This window comes from Dolichospermum sp. UHCC 0352 (assembly GCF_009711925.1).
GTDB classification, from domain to species: domain Bacteria; phylum Cyanobacteriota; class Cyanobacteriia; order Cyanobacteriales; family Nostocaceae; genus Dolichospermum; species Dolichospermum lemmermannii.
In genome coordinates, this window is record NZ_VIKY01000167.1 from 1 (window position 1) to 8210 (window position 8210).

5 protein-coding genes are annotated in these 8210 nt (G+C 36.6%); 2 read left to right on the forward strand and 3 right to left on the reverse strand.

Annotated features, from left to right (window positions below; genetic code table 11):
• On the forward strand, positions 1-1061 hold a 1061-nt coding region (locus tag FJR06_RS11550), incomplete at its 5' end, for an RNA-guided endonuclease TnpB family protein (protein ID WP_168651467.1).
• A 39-nt stretch (positions 1062-1100) separates the two neighbouring features.
• On the forward strand, positions 1101-2522 hold the full coding sequence (locus tag FJR06_RS11555; protein ID WP_168651468.1) for a hypothetical protein: 1422 nt from the start codon (positions 1101-1103) through the stop codon (positions 2520-2522).
• Between the two features lie 385 nt (positions 2523-2907).
• Here FJR06_RS11555 and FJR06_RS11560 read toward each other — a convergent pair whose 3' ends face one another.
• The 3 genes from FJR06_RS11560 to FJR06_RS11570 form a co-directional block, all read right to left on the reverse strand.
• The gene (locus FJR06_RS11560) at positions 2908-6441 is read right to left on the reverse strand and encodes a serine protease (protein ID WP_168651469.1); all 3534 of its coding nucleotides are present in this window, start codon (positions 6439-6441) and stop codon (positions 2908-2910) included.
• Between the two features lie 142 nt (positions 6442-6583).
• On the reverse strand, positions 6584-7114 hold the full coding sequence (locus tag FJR06_RS11565; RefSeq protein ID WP_168651470.1) for a COP23 domain-containing protein: 531 nt from the start codon (positions 7112-7114) through the stop codon (positions 6584-6586).
• Between the two features lie 117 nt (positions 7115-7231).
• Entirely contained in the window at positions 7232-7957 is a 726-nt protein-coding gene (locus FJR06_RS11570) for a S1C family serine protease (RefSeq protein ID WP_168651471.1), read from the reverse strand.
• Positions 7958-8210 lie beyond the last annotated feature (253 nt).

Consider the following 8210-nt stretch of genomic DNA (forward strand, 5'->3'; position numbering starts at 1 on the left):
GGTCTGCTATATCAAGGTTTTACGACAATTGTAAATGTAAAAAGTCTGGAAAGAAAGGATATCCACGTTTTCAAAAAGATTGCCGTTCTGTTGAATATAAAACATCAGGATGGAAATTACACAAAACTAAGCGACGGATTACTTTTACTGATAAAAAAGGGATTGGTGAACTCAAATTATTAGGTAAATGGGATATTCAATCCTACGAACTTAAAGATATTAAACGAGTACGTTTAATCCGTCGTGCAGATGGATATTATGCTCAGTTTTGTATCGGCATTGATGTTGTAGATATTCAACCGAAAACAGGTAATGAAATCGGGTTGGATGTTGGTATTGAGTCGTTTTACACCGATTCTAATGGACATCATGAGCCTAACCTTCAGTTTTTGAGGAAAGCTGAAAAATCTATCAAACATTCTCAAAAACGGATTTACAAAAAAGTCAAAGGTTCTAGCGGTAGGAAAAAAGCTAGAAAACTTTACGCTAAAAAACACTTAAAAGGTAGGGGCGAAGCATTCGCTTATAAAAATTATGCGACCAACCGACAACTCAACAGCGCGAATGCTTCGCCCGTACGGCAACGGATTGAACACGCTAAGAAAATAGCGCGTAACGTATGCAAGTCTAACGACTTAGTGGCCTATGAAGATTTACGTGTTTCAAACATAGTAAAAAATCATTGTTTAGCAAAATCAATTAGTGATGCTAGTTGGTATTTGTTCCGACAATGGATTGAATATTTTGCGGTTAAATTTGACAAGATTGCTATAGCCGTAGCACCTCATTACACTTCTCAAAAGTGTTCTAGCTGTGGCGTAATTGTCAAAAAATCTCTATCAACTCGTACCCATAATTGTAGTTGTGGATCATATCTTCATAGAGATACAAACGCCGCAATTAACATTCTTAATCTTGCAAAAAATAGGGGAGGGCATCCCCAAATTAACGCTACAGGAGTTGAAGCCACTACTCTGCTTGGTGTAAACCTGGAAAAGCCAAGTTTTGACGGTGAATGTAGAATCCCCGTGTCTTTAGACCGGGGAGTGTCAATTGTGTAAATAACTGATAACGGCTACGTATTTGTGGATAATAATAATATGACCGTGACAAATTTACCTATTATAAAGCTAACGCCACGCTATCGGCCAACTACAGATTGTCAATGTGAAACCGTAGTTATGGAAAAATTGGAAGACAGTAACCAACAAGACTGGATTGCAGAACCTAATATTGATCAACAAGCACAGATCAACTTAGAATTTCAGCAATTACTGAAGTTAAATACAGAATTAACTACAGCTAATAATCATCTCTATGCTCAGGTAGAGCAGTTAAAAACCGAATTAGCTGAAGCCGAAAAGATTTTGCAATGGCACAAAACCCGGTCTACTGTGACGGAATCTATGTTTAACCAACAAAATCAAGAACTTTCCGCTGGTCAAGAACAAATTCATTCCCTGTATCAGCAGTTAGAAACTGCTGTCCAAACAGTTCAACAACAAGAAATTTGTATTGAAAATTATCAAGCTAATTTGCAAGTTAGCCAACAGCGGTTAGCGCATTTGGAAAGAGAATGTTCTCTTTTGCAAGCTAACTACAGTCAAGAGTCTCAACAGTTATTACACTCGGAAAATACTTGTCGTGAATTGCGGTCTCGGCTAATGCGTCAACAACGACAGACTATGCAATTTAAATCGGCTTTGGAAAAATGTCTAGATACTCCCATTCCTAGCCATGAAAATTTAGAAGATCATATCCATCATCCCCATGATGTGATTCACAAACAAACGCGATTCTCCAGAAAAGCCCGGTCTTTGTTTCCCAATGCTCAACCTATTCGACCTTGGACAGGGGAGACAGATTCTGTGAATGAGTCTGTAAATAATTCCTGGGTTAAGTCTACAGTGACAACTTCGGAAAATTATCCCCATGATCCAGAACCAGTAATCTCTCAGCCTACACAAGTTGATGAATCAACAACTCCATCAACAACTGAAGATGATTCTGGAGTATTATCCCTAGACCAGCAATTAGAAGGGATAATTCATCGGTTTTTTATTACACCATCATCTGAAGCAACGGAGGAGGGGACCCAGGCAAAAGTAAATATTCATCAAGGTGATATATCTGTTTTAGAAACTTTAGTATCTACTTCGGAAAATTATGCACAACCAGAAATAATAATTAAACAGGATTTGCCGATAGAAATTGATCCTTATGGTACTACTGAAAATTCTGGAAAGGAAGATTTTTCACTATCACTAATAGAGGAATTTCCAATCATTTCCACCGCTCTTAGCCATCAGATCAATACTGTGGAAATGGAAGATTATTGGTTGGATATTTCCCCGACAACGGAATCAAATTTACCCACTAATGATGTTTTGCCAAAGTTATTGGATGAAAATACATCTGACCATAAATCGCCTTCACCATTGATTTATCCCCAACGACCACCCAAGGGACGCAAATCTTTAGCATCTGTAGAACTACCGAATTTTCAACCTAAGCACAAGTAGCTTTTTTTGATGATAACCCACCTTTCGCAGCCTAAACCGTCACACAAGGAAAATTGGTCGTTGGGAAATTTGGGACTAGCGAAATGCTTGCAGCAGCACTTCGCTATAGCTATTTGAAATTTTCACATTTTTGTATAAAAATCATCCTTTTAAGTATTGAAAAATCCAAAATTACCGATTGTGATACTAAGAGGGTGTTTGAAAAGTTATGGTTGATGTATCAAATATTTTTTACCCCACCCTAACCCTCCCCTTGTAAAGGGGAGGGAACTGGATTTTTATTGTTTCCCCCCAAAGCATAGGGGGGACTAAGGGGGGTAGCAATGTGATGAAAATTACGGAATACCACTTTTCAAACATCCTCTAAGGGTGCGGAAGGTGGGTTCTAAATCAAAACTTTTATCCGAGGATTATTCAAAAGCTCCTGACTATCTTTTATCAACTTGTCACCCCAATTATTCTCTTTTAGAAACTCTATCTTCCCAAAACGTTTATCTAATTTTAATGCCGTTTCTCCCGATTTCAAACCCGCTTCTTTATCGCCTTTAGCATACAAAGCTACACCTAAAGCTAGATGTGCTTCTGCAAAATTGCTATTGATTTTTATCGCATTTCGCCAATAATTAATTGCTGTTTCTACTTCTCCCATTTCGTAGTGAACTATGCCTAAATTGGTGTAGGAATCAGGAAATTCAGGTTTGAATTTAATAGTTTGAGTCCAATCACTTATTGCTTGTTTGTAGTCTTTGAATTTGTAGTTTGCGAAACCTCTACTGTAGTAGTAATCAGCATTTTTCGGGTCAAGTTTAATTGCTTGGGTGTAATCATTAATTGCTTGTTTGTAGTCTTTTAATTGTAAATAAGCATTACCCATTGCTGAATAAGCAAGAGTCAAATCAGGTTTTAATTTAATGGCTTGAGTGTAATCATTAATCGCTTGTTTATAGTCTTTCAATTGAAAGTAAGCATCACCCCTACTACCATAGTATATTCCATTTTCAGGGTCAATTTTAATGACTTGATTCCAATCATCAATCGCTTGTTTGTAGTCTTTTAATTGAAAGTAAGCAAAACCCCTACTGCCATAGTATGTTGCCTTTTTAGAATCAAGTTGAATGGCTTGAGTGTAATCATCAATCGCTTGTTTGTAGTCTTTTAATTGAAGGTAAGTCTTACCCCTAAGATCATAGTATGTTGCCTTTTTAGGGTCAATTTTAATGGCTTGAGTTAAATCATCAATCGCCTGTTTGTATTCTTTCAGGAAAGAGTAAATACCACCACGAAAAGCATAATACTCGGCATTTTGAGAATCAATTTTAATGGCTTGAGTGTAATCATCAATTGCCAGTTTGTATTCTTTTAATTCATAGTAAGTAACACCCCTAGTTGCGTAAGCTTTACTCATTAAGCCAGTGTAACCACTAAGCAAGCCTTTATTATCTTTAAATTCAGAGTATCTGAGACCTTGCATAGTGTATGGTGCATTTTTAGGGTCACGACGAATAGTTTCTGTTAAATCAGATATAGCTTGTTTATAGTCTTTTAAGTTTGAGTAAATACTACCCCGCAAGGAGTAGTAGATTGCATCTTTAGGGTCAAGTTGAATGGCTTGAGTATAATCAGCTATGGCTTGTTTGTATTCTTCTAATTGTCCGTAAGCAATACCCCTGCTATTGTAGTATAAAGCATCATTATGGTCAAGTTGAATGGCTTGATTATAATCAGCTATGGCTTGTTTGTATTCTTCTAATTGTCCGTAATACGAACCCCTTAGATTGTAATAGCTAGCGTCTTTAGGGTCAAGTTGAATGAACTGAGTAAAATCAGCTATGCCTTGTCGATATTTTTTTAACTCTCCATAGGACAAACCACGCCCAGAATAAGCCGATTTAAACAGAGGATCAATTTTAATAGCTTGATTATAAGCCTCAATTGCTTCAGGAAACCGCTTTAAGTAACGAAGCGTTAAACCTCGCAGGTAGTAAAGAGCAAATTGATTAGGACTTAGAGCAATGGCTTTGTCAAAAGATGTCAAGGCTTCGGAATATTTATCTAATCTAAACAGCACTCTACCCCGCTGTTTCCAAGCTTGAGCAAAGTTGGGATTAATTTCCAAAGCTTTATCAAAAGCAGCAATTGATTCTGGGTATTTTTTCTCACTACGAAATATCATCCCCTTGAAATACCAAGCTTGATAAAAATCCGGTTTTTTCGCAATCGCTTTATCAACAGCTTTGATTGCTTCTGCATATTTTTGAGAACGCCATAGTTGATTGGCATAATTTAGCCATGATATTTCATCATCGCTATTTTTAGGAACTTGATCCAATGGTAATAAATATTCACTAATTACATCCTCTTCCGATTTTTTTAGTGTAGCTGGTGCAGTAGTTTCGACTTTTAAATCTGAATCTATTCCTACCTGTTGAACCAAATTTAAAAATGTCCTAATGGGAATACCAGAACTACTACCTAAATTGATTTCACCATCAAAATCGAGTGATGTTTCACCTTCCACTCTGCCATGAATACCAATTAATCTTCCTTGGGTATCTAAAACCGCACCGCCACTCATTCCTCCCTTAGTAATATTACTATAAAGTAGATCATAACCATCACTTAAAACAGTTTGTATTCGCACAGGTATCAGAGAACCTTGATTATTAAAACTTAGATAAGTAGTCAACTTGATTAATTCTTGTTCACTCAAAACTCCCGCTGTTAAAATCCGGTGAGGTTTGTTTTTATTTTGTTGTTTATTACCAGGAAAACCAGAAACAAACACTTTTTTATCTTTAGTATTTAAACTATAATTTGCTAAAGTTGCAACTTGATATTTTTGATTACTGGTAAATTGAACAACGGCTAAATCAACTCCAGGCATTCTTTTCGCATTGCTGACATTTAGAGCATATCTTTGATTATCTGGTGCGACTATTTCTAACTTATCTTTTAATTTTTTTTCATCACGATTCCAGATAACATGATCCGCAGTCAACACATAATAAATATTACCTTTCTGGGCAATAATTACCCCAGAACCGATATCTGTGGGGTTAGCATTAGGAATTAACACCGTAATTTCTTGGGCAATTTGGTCAATATTTTGGATTAAACCTTTTTTCGCTATCAAAGCAGAATCATCAATCTTTTTAGGCGATTTAGCAATAACTTCATTGACTACTTTAGCGACACTATAAATCGGTAAACCCCAACTATATTGACGCATTTGCTGACGTTCCGCTGCACTGGGTTTACTATTATCAATATAGGTATATATTTTATCAGAAATAGGATAGGCATGAACGGCATTAATACCAATAACTTCACCTTGATAATTTAATATGGGTCCGCCACTCATTCCTGGTTGAACTTTATTGCTGTAACCTATGCGATAACCTCTTTGAAAACTTTTATCTGGTAATAGAGAAATTTGTCCTTCTGTGAAAACCAATTTAGCACTATCACTCACAAATCCAGCCGCGACAATTTTTTGTTCTACTGCTATAGGTGCGGAAATTCCTAAAGTAGCTATAGTATATTCTGCTGTTGATTGAAACTGGAATAAAGCCACATCTTGATTTTTTAAAGATGGTGGTTTTTCTTTAATCACATTAGCAGGATAGATTTTTCCATCAGGTGTTTGAATGCGATAGGATTCACCTGGATTCATCACATGATCATTAGTTAAAATAGTGTAATTATTACCATTTTTAGCAATTAAAGTTCCTGAAGCACTGCCATTTTTAGTTAATATTTTCACCGTGATTGATTTGGCTAAAGCTTGTAATTGTGCTGAGGTTAATAGTTTTTTTGTAGGTTCTTGTGCGGTAACTGGTTGAGGAGAAATCAATAACAATTGCTGAGGAATAGTTAATAAAGCAGTTGTGCAAATGAGGGTAAAAAATAGGTGTTTCATGATCTTTTTTTGTTTGAGTAAATTAGGAGATGAATATAAGTAGGTTGGGTTGAGGAACGAAACCCAACACTTCTTGATAACTTCCTTAAATTAGTTGGGTTTCACTTCGTTCTACCCAACCTACAATTTTTGAGAATCTTCTTTATTGCATTTTATTCGCTGGTGGTGTATTGAGGAATTGGCGAATATCAATGTAAAATTTATCTTCTCCAGAACTTTGTGCAATAGGTACTGTCGTAGCACTGCCAAACCAGAGTTTGTTTAACTGTTTGAGAACATCCCTAGACTTGTCCTGATGTCGCAATGTAAATAATACAGTATCACAACCACCATCAATTGAACTCACAGAACAAATTACTTTGCTCCCATTTTGAACACCATTGGTAACGTAATTAAGACTGCCGTTATTAAAAGCTGTTTGGAAGTTATCAGAAACTTTTTGACAACGTTGTTGTGGTTTAACTCCTCCTAAAACAGATGTCCAAGTCACCATTGCTTTTTGGAAATTTGGTGTCCAAAGAAAAGTGGTAGGAACAGACTTTCCATTTTCGGAGTAACGACTTGTAGAACAGATAAAGCGAATTTGATTATTAGCGTCTTCTTGAGCAAAAACAGGAGTAGATGCTAATGTGGTGGTTAAGAACAGTGTGGTTAATAATGTTAATTTCATCATTTCTTAAATCTCCTAATTTGGGAAAGGGACATTTAATTTCTGTGGGGTGGGCATCCTGCCTGTTCAGATAGACAAACTAGCTAGAAGCCTATACCAATCTAAATTCTCAACAGACTATTAGCGCCGTAAACGGGAAATATTTCCCTGACGAATTGCCGTTAAGAAAGGTTGTATTTTATTTACCAGGATGGCAATACTAATACCACTATTGCTGCCATTTCTATCAAGTTGAATAGCAGTATTTACGCCAATAACTTGGGCTTGGGAATTGAGAAGTGGACCACCAGAATTACCGGGATTAATTCTAGCATCATGTTTAATTATACCATCTTGCTCGTCAAGATTGCTCAAAACACCGGCAGTAAAATTATTTTGATTGTCATAGCTGAAGGGACTACCAATAGCATATACAGACTGTCCCACTTGGGCTGATTTTGCTAAAGATAATGTGGGTAAATTCTTCTGATTACGAATTTTAATGGCTGCTAAATCTACTCCATTTTTAGCAAAGCCAATCACGTTAGCAGGAAGTCGTTTCCCGTCTTCTAAAACTACAGTAACGGTTGCGGGTGCATCTTGCAAAACGTGAGCATTAGTAATAATTAACCCGTCAGAACTAACAATAAAGCCACTGCCGCTTGATTTACCTGTGTTGATATAAACTACGGCTGGACTGGCTTTTTGATTCACTCGAATGCGTGTTTGTTCTTCCGAGTTTTGGGCTATGACAGGGTTGGAATGATGATTTGGTTGGGGAAATGCCAAGCCATTTGGTGATGCTAGAGCCTGTACGGATAAAACAGCAAGCCCTGTAACTGCTATCAGATATGGTTTTCTGTTCATTGGTGAACTTGGTATAGACTAAGGTAGCTATGACATTGTATTTAGAAGATTATCCAGGATAAATGACAAAATTCAACTGTTGTTACCATTTTTGTAACAGCCTCTTTGATGATGATTGAGAATTGATTATAACAAAACCCTTGCGGGACAAGGGTTCTGAACAATTATCTCTATATTTTCAATGAAATGCCCACACAATAAGAGGTTGTTTGAAAAGTATTAGATGAAACCAACAATCTCCGAAACCTAACCC

Coding starts and splice junctions, on each gene's coding strand:
- FJR06_RS11565 (WP_168651470.1), bottom strand. CDS start 7,114: ATGATGAAATTAACATTATTAACCACACTGTTCTTAACCACCACATTA.
- FJR06_RS11555 (WP_168651468.1), top strand. CDS start 1,101: ATGACCGTGACAAATTTACCTATTATAAAGCTAACGCCACGCTATCGG.
- FJR06_RS11560 (WP_168651469.1), bottom strand. CDS start 6,441: ATGAAACACCTATTTTTTACCCTCATTTGCACAACTGCTTTATTAACT.
- FJR06_RS11570 (WP_168651471.1), bottom strand. CDS start 7,957: ATGAACAGAAAACCATATCTGATAGCAGTTACAGGGCTTGCTGTTTTA.